This window comes from Pontibacter locisalis (genome assembly GCF_042684605.1).
Classification (GTDB): domain Bacteria; phylum Bacteroidota; class Bacteroidia; order Cytophagales; family Hymenobacteraceae; genus Pontibacter; species Pontibacter locisalis.
In genome coordinates, this window is sequence record NZ_JBHULU010000037.1 from 82,765 (window position 1) to 97,664 (window position 14,900).

Below are 14,900 nucleotides of genomic sequence, written 5' to 3' on the forward strand. Positions count from 1 at the left end.
AGGCATTTAGAATGAATAGGTAACACCACCTAACAGGTTAATGCTTTTACTAGGGTAGTTAACGAACCTTTCGTACTTCTGCCCTAGCAGGTTGTTGGCCATCACAAAAATGGTAAAATTATTTGTGAATCTGTAGTCACCTTTTAGGTTCAGGTCAACAATAGTATCGGTTTCACTGAGTACCGTTGTACCATCTGGTCTGGTGATTCGGCCAAATGAGCTACCAATATAATAAAGTTCTGAATTAAAGAGAATCTTATCATAGAAGTTGTAGGTGCCATAAACACTAGCCATCAGCTCCGGACGATGAAACGGATGCTCGAGGCTAGCCATGTCATAGCTGTTATAATCAGCCTTTAAACCCAACCGTATCTCATCCGAATAGTTGAAGGAGGCTTCCGCATAAAAATTTAAAACATTTGTTACACCGTCATCATATATCAGGTCAAACTTAGTTGAATCGGTAACAGAGTTGGTATAAAAATACATGTTACGGAAGTTCTGGTAAGCTACCCGCCCAGTTAGGTGAACATAATTAGCAATGTTGGCCTGAAAGCCACCATAAACCTCCAATCCCTTGTTAATATCAGCTACCTGTACATCAGGTGCCAGCCAAGGGTTCTCCCGGGTAAGTTCAAATAAAGTAACCCTTTCCAGATCACCACCTAAACCAGCATATATCAATAGGTTATCCTTTATTGGCTCCACTCCCAAACGAATATCCGGATAGATATTGAATTTACGGGCATCATTAACTTCATCGCCGGTATAAGCCACTGTAGCACCAATTGTAAGGCGAAGGGCATTTAGCTGTCGCTGGTAAGAAGGCTGTACTTTAACAAAGTTGCGGCTGGTGCTTGCGGAATCTTGGTATGAAAGAATGGAAACATCCGCATTAACCCTGAAAGCAGAAATATCATCTATGGCATACTCACTGTTGAAGTCGACAGCGAAGTTTGCCTCGCTCATATTGTACCGGTTATTCAGGTACCTGAACTTAAGATCTGTTTTATACAGGAAAGGAAGCCCTGAAGTATGGTTATGTAAAAAAGCATCCGCAGCAATCCTATTGAATACTTGTTTGATAGAGTCTTTTTCAACCTCCTGTTCTAGGGAAGGTGCATAGCCATAAAAAAAGTACTTATCACGGCCATATGTTAATCTACCGCCAACTGTAGCACCTTTTAGATATCGCTCTCCATGTGCACTGATCGAGCTGTTGGCAACAGCTGAATTTCCTTTGTCTACAGGGCCACGTGCAGAAGAAATATGGCTAACCTCAGCACCGTAGTCCGCAACATCACTTCTTTTATTATGGAAGTACCCCTTCAGGTAAAGTGATCCATAGTTTCCTATACCTCCTTTCAGGTAGTTCCCATAGAGTTTTGTGAGTTCATCCTGCTTGATAGTTAAAACCTTCATCTGCAGGTTTATGTCCTGTGATGGTAAGCGGTAATCTACAAATCTGTACCGCACATTACGGTCTCCGGACTCTGGGGGGGGAATTCTGAATTTTTCAAAGTTACGTGCTGCCTGTGGAAGCTCAATCACACGGTTCTTTTCAACCACGATCTCAGCATCCTCCAACTTAGTACCTTCTCCCCAACCCTGCGCCTGTGCTTGGTTCATGTAGCTGTATCCAACAGAAAGCACAATTGCTAGTGTGGCAAATTTTAATTTATTTTTCATGGTGATGATTCTGTTCAAAAATAAATGCAGAGTTAAAGCTCCTAGTTTTGCTGATTGGTGCTATCATTGGCAGGAATTGAATCCTGCAGTTGTTGGGTTTCATTCTGTCCGCTTTTACCATCCAGCTTCGCTAGTTTTTGTTTTGCTTCAGCCACAATTTCCTTGTTCGGGGCATTTTGTATAATGGAATTAAGCGTAGCCTTCGCCTGGAACATTTCATTCTGAGCAGCATAGTTATCTGCAATAATCAAAAACGACTTACCCAGCCAATAATCATAGTTCCCGAATTTGGTATTGAAATCAAAAGCTTGGTCCAGTGACTCTTTGTATTTCTTCTGCTTGTGAAGTATTTCTGAAACCAGGTAATGGGCTTCAGCTCCGTTAACATCGGAAGCTGTTTGAGCTGTCTCACGTAATTCTTTCAATGCCTGATCCAGGTTACCTTGTGCATAAGATGCTTTTGCACGGAACAATAGGGCTGAGTTATAAGCATTTAAGGCGGCATTTCCTTGGCTGATCAGTTCATTGGCTACCCGTTTTGTAGCTTCATAATCATTGGTGCGGTAATAGCTTTGCATTAAACCCGTAAGTGCAGTTTGCTGCTCTTTACGATTAGTAGCCAGATCTCGAAGACGACTATAGTACTTAATAGCTTCAGGATAGTTTTTAGCTTCAAACTCAATATCCGCTACACGTTGAATACCACGGTTAACAAATTCTGATTTGTTCTCTGCTATAACGGCCTTCATCCTTTCTAATCCCTTCGTCTGATCCTGACGGAGATAGGAATCTGCAAGAAAATACTTAGCGTCAGGCACAAACTTGCTTTTCGGGTACGACTGAATATAAGACTCAAATTTAGGAATTGCCTGATCGTATTTCTGGCTGAAATACAGGTTTTTAGCAGCATTGAATTCAATGGTTTCAAGAGCACTGTCGTCTGGGTTGGCAGACTTATACTTGTTCAGGTAAACATCAAATTCATTTGTACGATTTTCTGAACCTAATACCTCCTGTAAACTATAAAGTGCTCCACTTGCTACCTTCGAATCAGGATACTCATTCAGTACACGCTGCTGGTCCGCAATTGCTTTATCATTCTGCTGCAGGTTAGAGTAAGCAATACCTCTTTTCTGTAAGGCGTGCGGCACTAATTTACTGTCTGGCATACCATTAATAAGCGTGGAGAAACCAGTTACTGCTGCCTGGTAATTTCCCGACTCAAAATCAACTAGGGCACGCTGGTACTGCGCGTCATCCACATAACGTGAATTAGGAAACTTAGTAATAACTTCCTGTAAGGCCTGTGCAGCTTTATCGTTACGTCCGATAATACTGTTTACTACTCCTTTCTGGAACAAGGCATAATCTCTGTCTGGTGAACTGGAGGATACCACTCGTTCATACAGGTTAAGTGCCTCATTATAGCGTTTGTTCACATAATAAGTGTCTGCTAAGCGTAGTGTAGCATCGTTGTAGTTAGGATTGCTAGGCTTTATTGCATCCAGGTAAGCCTTGAAGTGCGTCATAGCCTTATCATACTCTTTAGTATTATAATAGGCATATCCGATTCCGTAGCGCGACTTTGTATAGTAGTCTTCTTTCGCGTTAGGAGATGTACGGAAAACGGCTCCGTAACTGTTAATAGCATCATCGTAACGCTGGCCAATGGAGTAGGCCTCCCCTTTTACAAAATGGCTAGCTGCAGTTACTTCCTTGTCATAAGGGTATTGCAAAGACTTTTCAAGCATAGCCACTGCCTGCGGAAACTTGGCGTCATTAAACAGGTTCACTGCATGATGATAGGTAACGCGCTGATAAGTCTGAAGGATTCGCCATGTTTTCTTCTCCATACTTTCGATATGGCGAATGGCCTCTGCATAATTGTTTGAACTGAAATAAGCCTCACTCAAAAGTTTATCTACCTCTTCAGCCTGTTCTGAATCCGGGTAATTCTTATGAAATTCTGAAAGCGAGTTTATTACCTCTCTGAAATTACCCAATTCATAGCTTACCTGCGCATATTTGAGTGTAGCTGCCTCAGTTACATCTTTGTCCTTGTCGTTTTTGCGTGCCTGATCAAAAGCAGTTAAAGCAAACTGTTTGTTATTCTCTTTAAGATAACTCAGACCAAGGTAATACGCGGCATTTTGACCTAATGCGTCTTTTTTAAGAGCTACTTCCTTAAAATTGGCAATAGCATTTTTATAGTTGTTGTTCTTGTAGTCTGTGAAGGCTATCTTATACTGCACTACAGGGTCAAGGGAACGCTTACCTTCGGCATACTGGCTGAAATACTTTTCTGCTGTTTTATAGTCTGCCTTCTGGTAGTAGGCGTCTCCTACAAGTAAGGCTATTTCATCTGCCTGCTGCACAGCAGGTTTTTTAGCCAACGCTGCTTCGCCATAACGGATTACCTCATAAATGTCATTCTCCTTATACAGAATCTCTGTGATCATATAAGGAACAATGTTGGCATATGCCTCATTCTTTTCAGCGACTTTTAAATCTGCCTTTGCGCTGGCATAATCTCCCTTACGATACGAAATATAACCTGCATAGTAGCTGGAGGCATAGCCAAAGCGATGTTCATCCTCTCTAAAGCCTGTAGCTTTATTTTTATCGAAATAAAGCTTTGCATTATCAAAATCCTTGGTAGCAAAGTAAGAGTAGCCCAGCTTAAACTCAAGCTCCTTATTTTGCTTGATACTAAGCAGATGCGTCGGAGCCAACTTTAACAACTCCACTGCTTTCTTATAATTCTTACGCTCAAAATAGTACAGTCCCAACTCATAATTCGCTAAGGCTGTTTTAGGATGGGTGGGGTATTTTCGTACAAAATCGAGTATGAGTTGCTCTGCATCTGGATGCAAAAGATAAAGGCCACTCAATGCATAGTAAAACTGAGCGTCAGCTGTGCGTGCATTATCACCAATCAACTCAATATACTTTTTGAAAGCCTCTTGCGCCGGACCGTACTTTGCACGGTCAAACAATTCTATTCCTTCATGGTAAAACCTCTCATCAGAGGTGAATGCCTGAGTATGCTGTGCAGCCACTACATGTGAACCACCAGCTAATACCGAAGCAAGGGCTATTTTATAAGCTAATTTCATATGTCTTTTATCACCCATCGGGAGAAACAAATTTATTCTTTCAGTATCCTTATAGCATGATCATGGCTTGAATTCTCACTTCAAGCTGATCCTACCTCATTCAAAGTTAGTTAAATTTTAAGAAGCGCTGATGCAGATAGTTAATTTTCTGCTCTTACAACAACCTCCTTATATAGCTTAATATCTATACTAAGGGAGAAAGTATCAAATTATTGTACCAGTAGAAAAAAAATGCAATTAAGAAGTTATAACCTTCGGAACGGGATGTAAAATCTTAAAAATTAACTCCCGAAGAATATCTGCTTCTGTCATGTCGCCTCCGGATATTCCTTTTACCTGCAGGTCAGCTACACGAATAAAATGGATAATATCTGCACAGCGCTGCAAAGGGTAAACTTTCATAGCCTGCACATAGTCTTTAACTTTCCAGGCTTGGTTTCCAAGGCTCTTCTTCAGCCCCTGCTCAGATTTGTCCTGCTGCATGTGCAATGTTAACAGTTTTGTAAAGAAATTAAAGAGCATGGAAAGATTTGGGATCAAAGGGTTGTTCTTGGGGTTCGCCTCGAAGTAGTGGATGATCCTGTTTGCTTTAAGTGCATCACGGGAAATCAATGCAGCCTGAAGTTCAAAAATATTGTACTCTTTGCTGATACCCACGTTCTCCTGCACCACGCGCTCGTCAATGGTGGTGCCGGGCTTCTGGTTGATCAATAGCTTATCTATTTCATTAGATAACCGGGAGAGGTCTGATCCAATAAACTCGCTCAACAGCTGAACAGCTTGTTGTGTGGCTTTTATACCCTTTTGCTTTAAGTAATTATTAACCCAGGCAGGAACCTGGTTTTCATAAAGCTTTTTGGTTGTTAAAAGTACTGCATGTTTGTTTACTGCCTTTGCCAACGCTTTACGACCATCCAACGTTTTATGCTTATAACAAAATACCAGGATTGTGGATGGTAAAGGATTCTGTAGGTATGCCTCTAACTGCTTCATACCCTCCTCCTTTTCAATATCCTGAATACTTTGCGCCTCCTTCACAATAACAACTGAACGATCAGACATCATCGGGAATCGCTTAGCCTGTAGCAGCACCATAGAAACATCTACATCTTTGCCGTACAGCACCACTTGGTTAAAACCTTTTTCGTGCTCCTGTAGAGCATTATCTTCTATGTAATCAGCAATAGTGTCAATATAGAAAGGTTCTTCTCCCTGCAGGAAATATACGGGTGCAAACTTCCCTTGCTTTAATTGTTCTAAAATGCCTTCGGGTGTAACAGACATAACGATTGTTTAGGTGCTTTTACAAATTTAACCCATAAGGAGGAAACTTAAATATAAAACATAGATAATCATCTTTACTGGCAGCTACTTCTCAATGAACTAGCTTTCTAATATGAATAAGAAAGCCTCAAACTGCTAACTCTTTTTTATATTTGCCTATATACACGAATTTGATTACATGAATCTGATAGAAGAACTTAGATGGAGAGGCATGCTCCACGACTTCATGCCTGGTACGGAAGAGCAATTGGCCTCCGGGATGACGGCTGGTTATATTGGCTTTGACCCAACAGCCTCCTCGCTTCATATAGGTAACCTGGCCACCATCATGTTACTTGTTCAGCTGCAACGTGCAGGTCATAAACCTATAGCTTTGGTTGGTGGAGCTACTGGTATGGTTGGTGATCCATCAGGTAAATCGGCAGAAAGGAACCTGCTCGATGAAGAAACACTTCGAGCCAACCAGGAAGGAGTTCGTAAGCAACTGGAAAAGTTTCTTGATTTCAATTGCGGTGCTAACTCAGCTGAGATAGTAAACAACTACGACTGGTTCAAGGAATTCAGTTTTCTGGGCTTCCTTCGTGAGGTGGGTAAGCACCTTACCGTTAATTACATGATGGCTAAGGATTCGGTTAAGAAGAGAATAAGTGCCGATGAAGAAGGTGATCGGGCTGAAGGGTTGTCTTTTACCGAATTTTCATACCAACTCATCCAAGGGTACGACTTTTACCACTTATATAAAAACAAAGGAGTAAGACTTCAGATGGGTGCCTCTGACCAGTGGGGGAATATTACCACCGGTACCGAATTGATCAGACGGATAGATGGAGGCAAAGCTTTTGCCTTAGTAGGCAAACTGGTTACTAAATCTGATGGTACTAAATTTGGAAAATCTGAAGGAGGTAATGTTTGGCTGGATCCTAGCTTCACCTCGCCTTATAAGTTTTACCAGTTCTGGCTTAATCTTTCAGATGAGGAAGCAGAGAAGCTGATTAAGGTGTTCACATTACTTCCTCAAGATGAGATTGAACGCCTGACTGAAGAGCACAAACAAATACCTCATTTACGCATTTTACAGAAAGCCTTGGCTAAGGATGTTACAATTCGTGTACATTCTGAAGAAGACTATAATTCTGCTGTAGATGCTTCTGAAATTTTATTTGGAAAAGGTGATCTGGAGACTCTAAAAGGGCTAAAAGAGGATGTTTTACTTTCCGTTTTTGAAGGTGTACCGCAGATTGAGATTACAAAAGACAGCTATCAGGAAGCAGGTAATGTGACTGACTTGCTGTCTGACATTACCAACAGCGAGATCTTCGATTCAAAAGGAGAAGCCCGTAGAATGATCAAGAATGGTGGGGTAAGTATCAATAGACATAAGGTGCAGGGGCCGGACGAAGAGGTAAACTTTGAACTCCTTCAGCAAAAGTACCTTGTGGTACAGAAAGGAAAGAAAAACTATTACCTTATATCAGTTAAATAACTGATATACAATATTATATCATTAAAAAAGGTGACCCTTGCAGGTCACCTTTTTTATTTCTTTCAGTCTGTCTGATGCTTATTTCTTCTCAGCAGTGCTGTTTTTCATGTCCTGAACTTCCTTACGGATGTCCTGCGCCATGTTTTTCAGATCCTGCATGCCTTTACGTACACGAGTACCAGCAGCAGCGTTACCTTTGTCATAGAACTTTTCGAAATCAGATTCTAATGACATTACTAGGTCTCTCAATTTGTTAAAGTTGTTGTTCATTGGAGCTATTTGTTATAGTGAAACAATTGTTTTTACTGCTCCAATATACACATTTGTTACAAACAAGCAAAAATTAAGAAAATTTAATATATGCCTTTGGAGCCAATTAAGCGGTAACTGCAGGACTAGCATACAAGCCTTTGTCCAATTTTTGTGCTATTTTTTCGAAAGCAGAAATTGTCTCATTTACATCCTCCAAAGTGTGAGCAGCCGTAGGTATCAGGCGCAGCATGATCACATCTTTTGGCACTACCGGGTAAACCACGATAGAACAAAATATGTTATAGTTTTCGCGAAGATCCAGGGTTAACTGAGTAGCATCAGGAATCTGGCCATTCAGGAATACAGGAGTTACAGGAGATTGTGTTGTACCAATATTGAAGCCTTTCTCACGTAAGCCAGATTGCAGTGCATTTACCACTTCCCAAAGCTTGTCCTTTAGCTCAGGCTTTGAACGAAGCAGTTCCAGGCGCTTAAGTGCTCCAACTACCAATGGCATAGGCAGCGACTTGGCAAAGATCTGCGAACGCATATTGTAACGAAGGTACTCCACTACCTGCTCGTTAGAAGATACAAAGGCACCAATGCTCGCCATAGACTTGGCAAAAGTAGAAAAGTATACATCTATACCGTCCTGGCAGCCCAGGTACTCACCTGTACCGGCACCCGTGGCACCCATAGTTCCGAATCCGTGTGCATCATCCACAAACAGGCGGAAGTTGAACTTCTCTTTCAGAGCAACCACCTTATCAAGGCTGCCTAAATTACCCGACATGCCAAAAACACCTTCTGTAATAACAAGAATGGCACCTCCTGTATTCTCAGCCCAGCGTGTAGCACGCTCCAGCTGCTTCTCAAGGCTCTCCATGTCGTTATGAGCGTATACAAAGCGTTTACCCTGGTGAAGGCGAAGACCATCTATGATACAGGCATGTGACTCCGCATCATAAACAATAACATCGTGGCGGTCAACCAACGCATCTATGATAGACACAACTCCTTGGTAACCGAAGTTAAGAAGCAACGTGTCAGGCTTTTTTACGAAGTCAGAAAGTTCTGCTTCCAGCTGCTCATGCAGGTTGGAATTACCGGACATTATACGGGCACCCATTGGATAGGCCATACCCCAATCAGCGGCTGCCTCTGCATCAGCTTTGCGAACCTCAGGATGGTTAGCAAGACCAAGGTAGTTGTTTAGGCTCCAGGTAAGCACTTCTTTGCCTCTGAACTTCATGCGTGGCGCAATCTCTCCTTCTAGCTTTGGAAATGTAAAATAGCCATGCGCATAATGGGAGTGGCTTCCTAAAGGACCTCTGTTGGTCAACAACTTTTCAAATAAATCCACTTGCGAAATAATTAGGTTATCGGGATAATTTCAGATTAATAACAAGCTTTAATTCCTTTTGCTTACTTCAGGTCTAAAGCAACGCAAATTTATGCTTTTCGTGATTCATATACAATTGATATACTATATCAAAGCACCTTTTTATTCTTCTGGCTTTTAACTTTGATGTCAATCCCGTTTATTTGAAGTATAATAACAAAACCACCTGCATGAGAAAAATAAACAAGATACTTGTAGCTAACCGAGGGGAGATTGCCTTACGTGTGATGCGCACGGCTAAAGAAATGGGCATCAAGACTGTAGCTGTTTACAGCGAAGCAGACCGTAACGCACTTCATGTTCGTTTCGCAGACGAAGCGGTTTGTGTTGGAGGTCCTAAGTCAAATGAATCCTATCTTCGTGGCGATGTAATCATTGATGTTTGTAAAAAATTAAATGTAGATGCCATTCATCCAGGCTATGGTTTCCTATCGGAGAATGCCGGTTTTGCTAAAAAGGTACAGGAGGCAGGAATAATCTTTGTTGGACCTTCGCCTGAGGCAATAGACCTGATGGGCAGCAAGCTGGCTGCTAAAGCTGCTGTAGCGAAATACAACATCCCAATGGTGCCTGGTACCGAAGAGGCCATTACAGACGTTGAAGCAGCTAAAGAAATAGCTAAGCAAGTTGGTTTCCCCATTCTGATCAAAGCGAGCGCTGGTGGTGGAGGTAAAGGCATGCGTATAGTAGAAGGCGTGCACCAGTTTGAAGAGCAAATGCAATTAGCTGTGAGTGAAGCAACTTCTGCTTTTGGAGATGGCTCCGTGTTCATTGAAAAATACATTGGCTCTCCACGGCACATCGAAATACAAGTTTTAGGCGATACCCACGGAAATATCGTCCACCTGTTTGAACGTGAGTGTTCCATTCAACGTCGCCACCAGAAGGTTATTGAAGAAGCTCCTTCCTCTGTCCTTACTCCTGCCCTACGTGAGGAAATGGGCCTTTGCGCTGTAAATGTTGCCAAGGCCTGCGATTATGTTGGAGCTGGCACAGTAGAGTTTCTGGTTGATGAAAACCTTAACTTCTACTTTCTTGAAATGAACACGCGCTTGCAGGTAGAGCATCCGGTAACTGAGCAAATTACAGGGTTGGATCTAGTAAAAGAGCAAATATTAATTGCAGAGGGAAAACCGTTAAGCTTTAAGCAGGAGGAACTGGAAATTATAGGTCATTCTCTGGAGCTTCGCGTTTACGCAGAGGACCCTGCTAATAACTTCTTACCTGATATTGGTAAGCTTGAGACTTACAGGCGCCCACAAGGTTTAGGAGTGCGTGTAGACGATGGTTTCGAACAGGGAATGAGCATTCCCATTTACTATGACCCAATGATTGCCAAACTGGTTACCTTCGGGAAAGACCGTCAGGAGGCAATTGACAAAATGCTTCGTGCCATTGATGAATATCAAATTACTGGTATCGAAACTACCCTCCCTTTTGGAAAATTCGTTTTACAGCATGAAGCTTTCGTAAGCGGTAACTTCGACACGAAATTTATCGAGAGATATTTTACTCCAGAAAGCCTGAAAGAAAAAGAAGATAATGGAGCCGAAGAAGTAGCTGTAGCTTTAGCTGCTTTGCTTTTAAACACTAAGAAAACAGTTGTGGAGGCTACTGGTTCTAACAATTCGTCCACCTCATCTTCTAACTGGCGAAAAAACAGAGTATAGTAGATATACCTTTACCGCTTTACACAAGAGAGGGGACCAGAAATTAAACTGGTCCCCTCTCTTGTATTACCGCTTATAGTGGTTTTATATCAAATCGAAGAAGCTCTTCACGCCAATGTTTCTTTCCTTGGTAAAGCCCTCGCCGTAGGTAACACCGATGGAATGTCCCATTTCCTGGGCACGGGCTTCTATAAACTTCAGGAATTCAGGAGAGGAGATATAAGTATTTGGACTTGAGTCATCTGGATTATGGAACTGAGACTTGAAAGCCCGTATAGTCTCCATTTTCTTTTCCCAGAAGGGAGTTACATCAACAACAACATCAGGAGCGATAAACCTGTCTTGGATGTAATGATAAACTACTTTTGGTCGCCACGCCTCCTGCTCTTCACCTTCTTCATTCAAGGTTTTGATCATTTTCAAGCCCGCTTTAAAACATGATTCCGAAACAAGGTCAGAACCTCTTTTATGATCAGGATGACGATCATAGACAGCGTTCATAACAACTACATCAGGCTTATACTTCCTGATCATTTCAATTACCTTTAGTTGGTGTTCCCGGTCGTTTTGAAAGAATCCGTCTGCAAAACCTAAATTTTCCCTGGCTACTAAACCCATTACCTCGGAGGCAGCATCAGATTCCTGTAGCCTTACCTCAGGTGTTCCTCTGGTACCAAGCTCTCCCCTTGTTAAGTCTATTATTCCAACTTTCTTTCCTTCAGCTATATGAGCGATCAACGTACCAGAACAACCTAACTCAATGTCATCGGGATGCGAAGCAAAAGCAAGAATATCTAACTTCATGGCAAAATTAGTTTTTAACGAATTCGTAGTTTTTGGCCAACTCTTAGCGTGGAACGCGTGCTGATCCTGTTAAGTTTTGCTATTTGAGATGGTGAAACACCAAATTTCTTGCCTATTCCGGATAAAGTGTCACCTTTTCTCACTGTGTGATAAGCAGTACGCCTTCCGCCACTTGTTCCCCCAGATTTCGCCTTATTGTAATAGTTGAACAGTGCAGAGGTGATGACGAAACTTTCCCCTTTCAAAAGGTAATCAGGGAAATCGTATAGGTTTTCAGGGTCCATGGGATTTCCCTGATAGCGTACTTCATAATGTAAGTGCGGCCCGGAGCTACGCCCTGTACTACCGCCAAGACCAATCAGATCTCCAGATTTTACAAAAGTGCCGGGCTGTGCGATAGCTTTACTCATATGGCCATATAGCGTCTCAAGACCATTGTAATGTCTGACAACTATGTAGTTGCCATAGCCGCCTCCATCCCACTTGTTGATACGGACTACACCATCAAAAGCGGCAAAAATAGAGTCTCCTGTGTTAAGGTCAATATCAGTTCCATAATGCCACCGGGAGCCTCTCATACCAAAGTGACTGGTAATAGGCGTTTCCACTAAAGGCATTTTATAATTTCTGTTGTTCCGAGGATCGTAAAGTTTAATGTCAACAGTATCCTTTAGCTGCCGGCCATCCATCCTGTAGGGGTTGATGTTACGGGTGTCCCATATAGCATAATACCCAGCAATTCTTATCCAGGAAGAATCGACGAGCACCTCCTCGGACATCTCTACGATATGCTGCTCACCAAGATCAAGCTCAGATGTATCTTCACTTACTATAGCTAATTCCTTTTTAGGATTGAAGAAGATAGATTGATCGGCATCTGAGTTTTCATCAGGAAACTCATCATACTTGATAAGAATGGTAGTGTCTGGCCTAACATATTGTATCTTAGGAGACTTCACCTTGAAGAGGTCTTTTACTTTTCCCTGTGCAGACACACTAAGTGCGCTACCCATGAGGCAAAAAAGGAAAAAGACCAGAAATAAGGGCAATCTGAATTTTGACATTAGTTTCAACTTTGGCTAAGTTGTATTAGTGCATTCGCATGATTAACTACCTTAGAGGCATTTTATTGTCAGACCTCCAACACGAGTAAGTAAAATAAAGTGCAATTTTAAGAGTAGCTGCTCAAAAATTTAGTGCAAATCACGCGATGCAAGATAACGCTCTGCATCCAGTGCAGCCATACAACCTGATCCTGCTGCTGTTACAGCCTGGCGATAAGTAAAGTCCTGAACATCACCACAGGCGAAAACGCCATCAATATTTGTTTTAGAAGTACCCGGTATAGTCCTGATATAACCGTTCTCATCCAGGTTAAGGAAATCTCTGAAAATATCAGAGTTTGGTTTATGTCCAATAGCCACAAAGAAACCACTTACTGGTATTTCAACCGTTTCATTTGTTACCGTATTCTTTAACCTTACACCCTCTACTGCATGCTCACCTAATATTTCATCGGTTACTGTATTCCAAAGTATTTCGATGTTCTTCGTCTTCTTAACACGCTCCTGCATAATAGTAGAGGCACGCATTTCATCACGACGTACTATCATGTAAACCTTCTTGCAAAGGTTAGATAAATAGGTGGCTTCTTCAGCCGCAGTGTCACCTGCACCAACAATAGCCACATCCTGACCCCGATAGAAAAAGCCATCGCATACGGCACAGGCTGATACGCCACTACCGTTCAAGCGGGATTCAGAATCAAGACCAAGCCATTTAGCAGAGGCACCTGTGGAAATAATAACGGTATGGGCTTCAATTACTTTTTGATCATCAATAGTAACTTTGTGGGGCTGCGATGAGAAATCAACGGCCGTAGCAATACCATAACGTACGTCTGTACCAAAGCGCTCTGCTTGTCTTTTAAAATCTTCCATCATCTCTGGCCCCATAATACCATCAGGATAACCAGGATAATTTTCTACATCGTTTGTTATAGTGAGTTGGCCGCCAGGCTGGAGGCCCTGGTAAAGAACAGGATTAAGACCGGCCCTGGAAGCATAAATAGCGGCAGTGTAGCCAGCTGGTCCAGAACCGATAATAAGGCATTTTACTTTTTCTATTTCCATTATATTTATATACTGAAATAAACTAGGATGCAAGTATACAAAAAATCTCTGCCTCTGCCTGCATGAAGGCAGTCAAAATGATAAAGAGAGATGATAAAAAAAGCCCTGACAGGTTGTGCCAGGGCTTTTCAAATGTTCCAGTAGAACTAGCCTAAATAAGGCTTCAGTGCTTTGCTTCTTGATGTATGACGAAGTCTTCTGATCGCTTTCTCCTTAATCTGTCTCACACGCTCACGAGTAAGGTTAAACTTCTCTCCTATCTCTTCCAGCGTAAGTGAGTGCTCTCCATTTAACCCAAAATATAAGGTGATAACATCCGCCTCACGTTTTGTTAAAGTAGAAAGTGCACGCTGTACCTCCTTTCGAAGGGAGTCATTCATCAGACCAGTGTCTGGAGACTCTTCATCTTCGTTTTCAAGTACATCCAACAGGCGGTTTTCCTCCCCTTGCACAAACGGTGCATCCACGGATACGTGTCTGCCAGATATTTTTAGAGTGTCAACAACTTCAGCAGTTGTAAGCTCCAGAACTTCAGCTATTTCTTCGGGTGATGGCTCACGCTCAAACTTTTGCTCGAGCTCAGAGAATGATTTGGATATCTTGTTAAGAGAACCAACACGGTTTAAAGGAAGACGAACAATTCGGGACTGCTCAGCCAAAGCCTGCAGAATTGACTGACGGATCCACCAAACAGCATAAGAGATAAATTTAAAACCTCTAGTTTCATCAAAACGCTTAGCTGCCTTTATCAGGCCGAGGTTCCCTTCATTAATAAGGTCGCCAAGAGAGAGTCCTTGATTTTGATACTGTTTCGCCACCGATACCACGAAACGCAGGTTAGCTTTCGTCAACTTCTCAAGAGCAAACTGATCACCTTCTTTGATTCTCTGTGCCAGCGACACCTCTTCATCGGGAGTAAGCAGATCTACTTTACCAATCTCCTGCAGATATTTATCTAGCGACTGGCTTTCACGGTTCGTAATCTGTTTGCTTATCTTGAGTTGTCTCATCAGAGTATTATGTTATTGCAAAAAATGTTAAAATTTGAATAGGCTCGGTGACTTAACA

General features: G+C 42.1%; 11 protein-coding genes. 2 read left to right on the forward strand and 9 right to left on the reverse strand.

Going from position 1 to position 14,900, the window contains the following annotated elements; genetic code table 11:
* Positions 1-6 precede the first annotated feature (6 nt).
* From ACFSRY_RS19560 to holA, 3 genes are all read right to left on the reverse strand, one after another.
* Positions 7-1,689: a hypothetical protein gene (locus ACFSRY_RS19560; protein WP_377512188.1), complete on the reverse strand. Its 1,683-nt coding sequence runs from the start codon at positions 1,687-1,689 to the stop codon at positions 7-9.
* Positions 1,690-1,730: 41 nt separating this feature from the next.
* Positions 1,731-4,805: a tetratricopeptide repeat protein gene (locus ACFSRY_RS19565; RefSeq protein ID WP_377512191.1), complete on the reverse strand. Its 3,075-nt coding sequence runs from the start codon at positions 4,803-4,805 to the stop codon at positions 1,731-1,733.
* A gap of 237 nt (positions 4,806-5,042) precedes the next feature.
* Positions 5,043-6,089: a DNA polymerase III subunit delta gene (holA, locus tag ACFSRY_RS19570; RefSeq protein WP_377512194.1), complete on the reverse strand. Its 1,047-nt coding sequence runs from the start codon at positions 6,087-6,089 to the stop codon at positions 5,043-5,045.
* Positions 6,090-6,267: 178 nt separating this feature from the next.
* Here holA and tyrS point away from each other — a divergent pair, with 178 nt between their 5' ends.
* On the forward strand, positions 6,268-7,572 hold the full coding sequence (tyrS, locus tag ACFSRY_RS19575; protein WP_377512197.1) for a tyrosine--tRNA ligase: 1,305 nt from the start codon (positions 6,268-6,270) through the stop codon (positions 7,570-7,572).
* Between the two features lie 78 nt (positions 7,573-7,650).
* On the opposite strand, the gene ACFSRY_RS19580 is transcribed toward tyrS, so the two are convergent.
* Together ACFSRY_RS19580 and ACFSRY_RS19585 are read right to left on the reverse strand one after the other, a co-directional pair.
* The gene (locus tag ACFSRY_RS19580; protein ID WP_377512200.1) at positions 7,651-7,842 is read right to left on the reverse strand and encodes a histone H1; all 192 of its coding nucleotides are present in this window, start codon (positions 7,840-7,842) and stop codon (positions 7,651-7,653) included.
* Between the two features lie 106 nt (positions 7,843-7,948).
* Positions 7,949-9,187 (reverse strand): aminotransferase class I/II-fold pyridoxal phosphate-dependent enzyme, encoded by a 1,239-nt coding sequence (locus ACFSRY_RS19585; RefSeq protein WP_377512203.1) that lies wholly within the window; start codon positions 9,185-9,187, stop codon positions 7,949-7,951.
* A gap of 209 nt (positions 9,188-9,396) precedes the next feature.
* Here ACFSRY_RS19585 and accC point away from each other — a divergent pair, with 209 nt between their 5' ends.
* Positions 9,397-10,896, forward strand: a complete 1,500-nt coding sequence (gene accC, locus ACFSRY_RS19590; protein ID WP_377512206.1) for an acetyl-CoA carboxylase biotin carboxylase subunit — start codon at positions 9,397-9,399, stop codon at positions 10,894-10,896.
* A gap of 84 nt (positions 10,897-10,980) precedes the next feature.
* On the opposite strand, the gene bshB1 is transcribed toward accC, so the two are convergent.
* The 4 genes from bshB1 to ACFSRY_RS19610 form a co-directional block, all read right to left on the reverse strand.
* The gene (gene bshB1 / locus ACFSRY_RS19595; RefSeq protein WP_377512209.1) at positions 10,981-11,700 is read right to left on the reverse strand and encodes a bacillithiol biosynthesis deacetylase BshB1; all 720 of its coding nucleotides are present in this window, start codon (positions 11,698-11,700) and stop codon (positions 10,981-10,983) included.
* Positions 11,701-11,714: 14 nt separating this feature from the next.
* The gene (locus tag ACFSRY_RS19600) at positions 11,715-12,764 is read right to left on the reverse strand and encodes a peptidoglycan DD-metalloendopeptidase family protein (RefSeq protein ID WP_377512212.1); all 1,050 of its coding nucleotides are present in this window, start codon (positions 12,762-12,764) and stop codon (positions 11,715-11,717) included.
* Between the two features lie 129 nt (positions 12,765-12,893).
* Complete coding sequence (trxB, locus tag ACFSRY_RS19605; RefSeq protein ID WP_377512215.1) at positions 12,894-13,832, reverse strand: thioredoxin-disulfide reductase; 939 nt, start codon at positions 13,830-13,832, stop codon at positions 12,894-12,896.
* Positions 13,833-13,978: 146 nt separating this feature from the next.
* Positions 13,979-14,842, reverse strand: coding sequence for a sigma-70 family RNA polymerase sigma factor (locus ACFSRY_RS19610; protein ID WP_007656436.1), 864 nt, complete (start codon positions 14,840-14,842; stop codon positions 13,979-13,981).
* Between the last annotated feature and the right edge of the window lie 58 nt (positions 14,843-14,900).

Excerpts from the sequence above, each read along its gene's own strand:
- ACFSRY_RS19565 (WP_377512191.1), bottom strand. The coding sequence starts at position 4,805 with ATGAAATTAGCTTATAAAATAGCCCTTGCTTCGGTATTAGCTGGTGGT.
- trxB (WP_377512215.1), bottom strand. The coding sequence starts at position 13,832 with ATGGAAATAGAAAAAGTAAAATGCCTTATTATCGGTTCTGGACCAGCT.
- holA (WP_377512194.1), bottom strand. The coding sequence starts at position 6,089 with ATGTCTGTTACACCCGAAGGCATTTTAGAACAATTAAAGCAAGGGAAG.
- ACFSRY_RS19580 (WP_377512200.1), bottom strand. The coding sequence starts at position 7,842 with ATGAACAACAACTTTAACAAATTGAGAGACCTAGTAATGTCATTAGAA.
- ACFSRY_RS19560 (WP_377512188.1), bottom strand. The coding sequence starts at position 1,689 with ATGAAAAATAAATTAAAATTTGCCACACTAGCAATTGTGCTTTCTGTT.
- tyrS (WP_377512197.1), top strand. The coding sequence starts at position 6,268 with ATGAATCTGATAGAAGAACTTAGATGGAGAGGCATGCTCCACGACTTC.
- ACFSRY_RS19610 (WP_007656436.1), bottom strand. The coding sequence starts at position 14,842 with ATGAGACAACTCAAGATAAGCAAACAGATTACGAACCGTGAAAGCCAG.
- accC (WP_377512206.1), top strand. The coding sequence starts at position 9,397 with ATGAGAAAAATAAACAAGATACTTGTAGCTAACCGAGGGGAGATTGCC.
- ACFSRY_RS19600 (WP_377512212.1), bottom strand. The coding sequence starts at position 12,764 with ATGTCAAAATTCAGATTGCCCTTATTTCTGGTCTTTTTCCTTTTTTGC.
- bshB1 (WP_377512209.1), bottom strand. The coding sequence starts at position 11,700 with ATGAAGTTAGATATTCTTGCTTTTGCTTCGCATCCCGATGACATTGAG.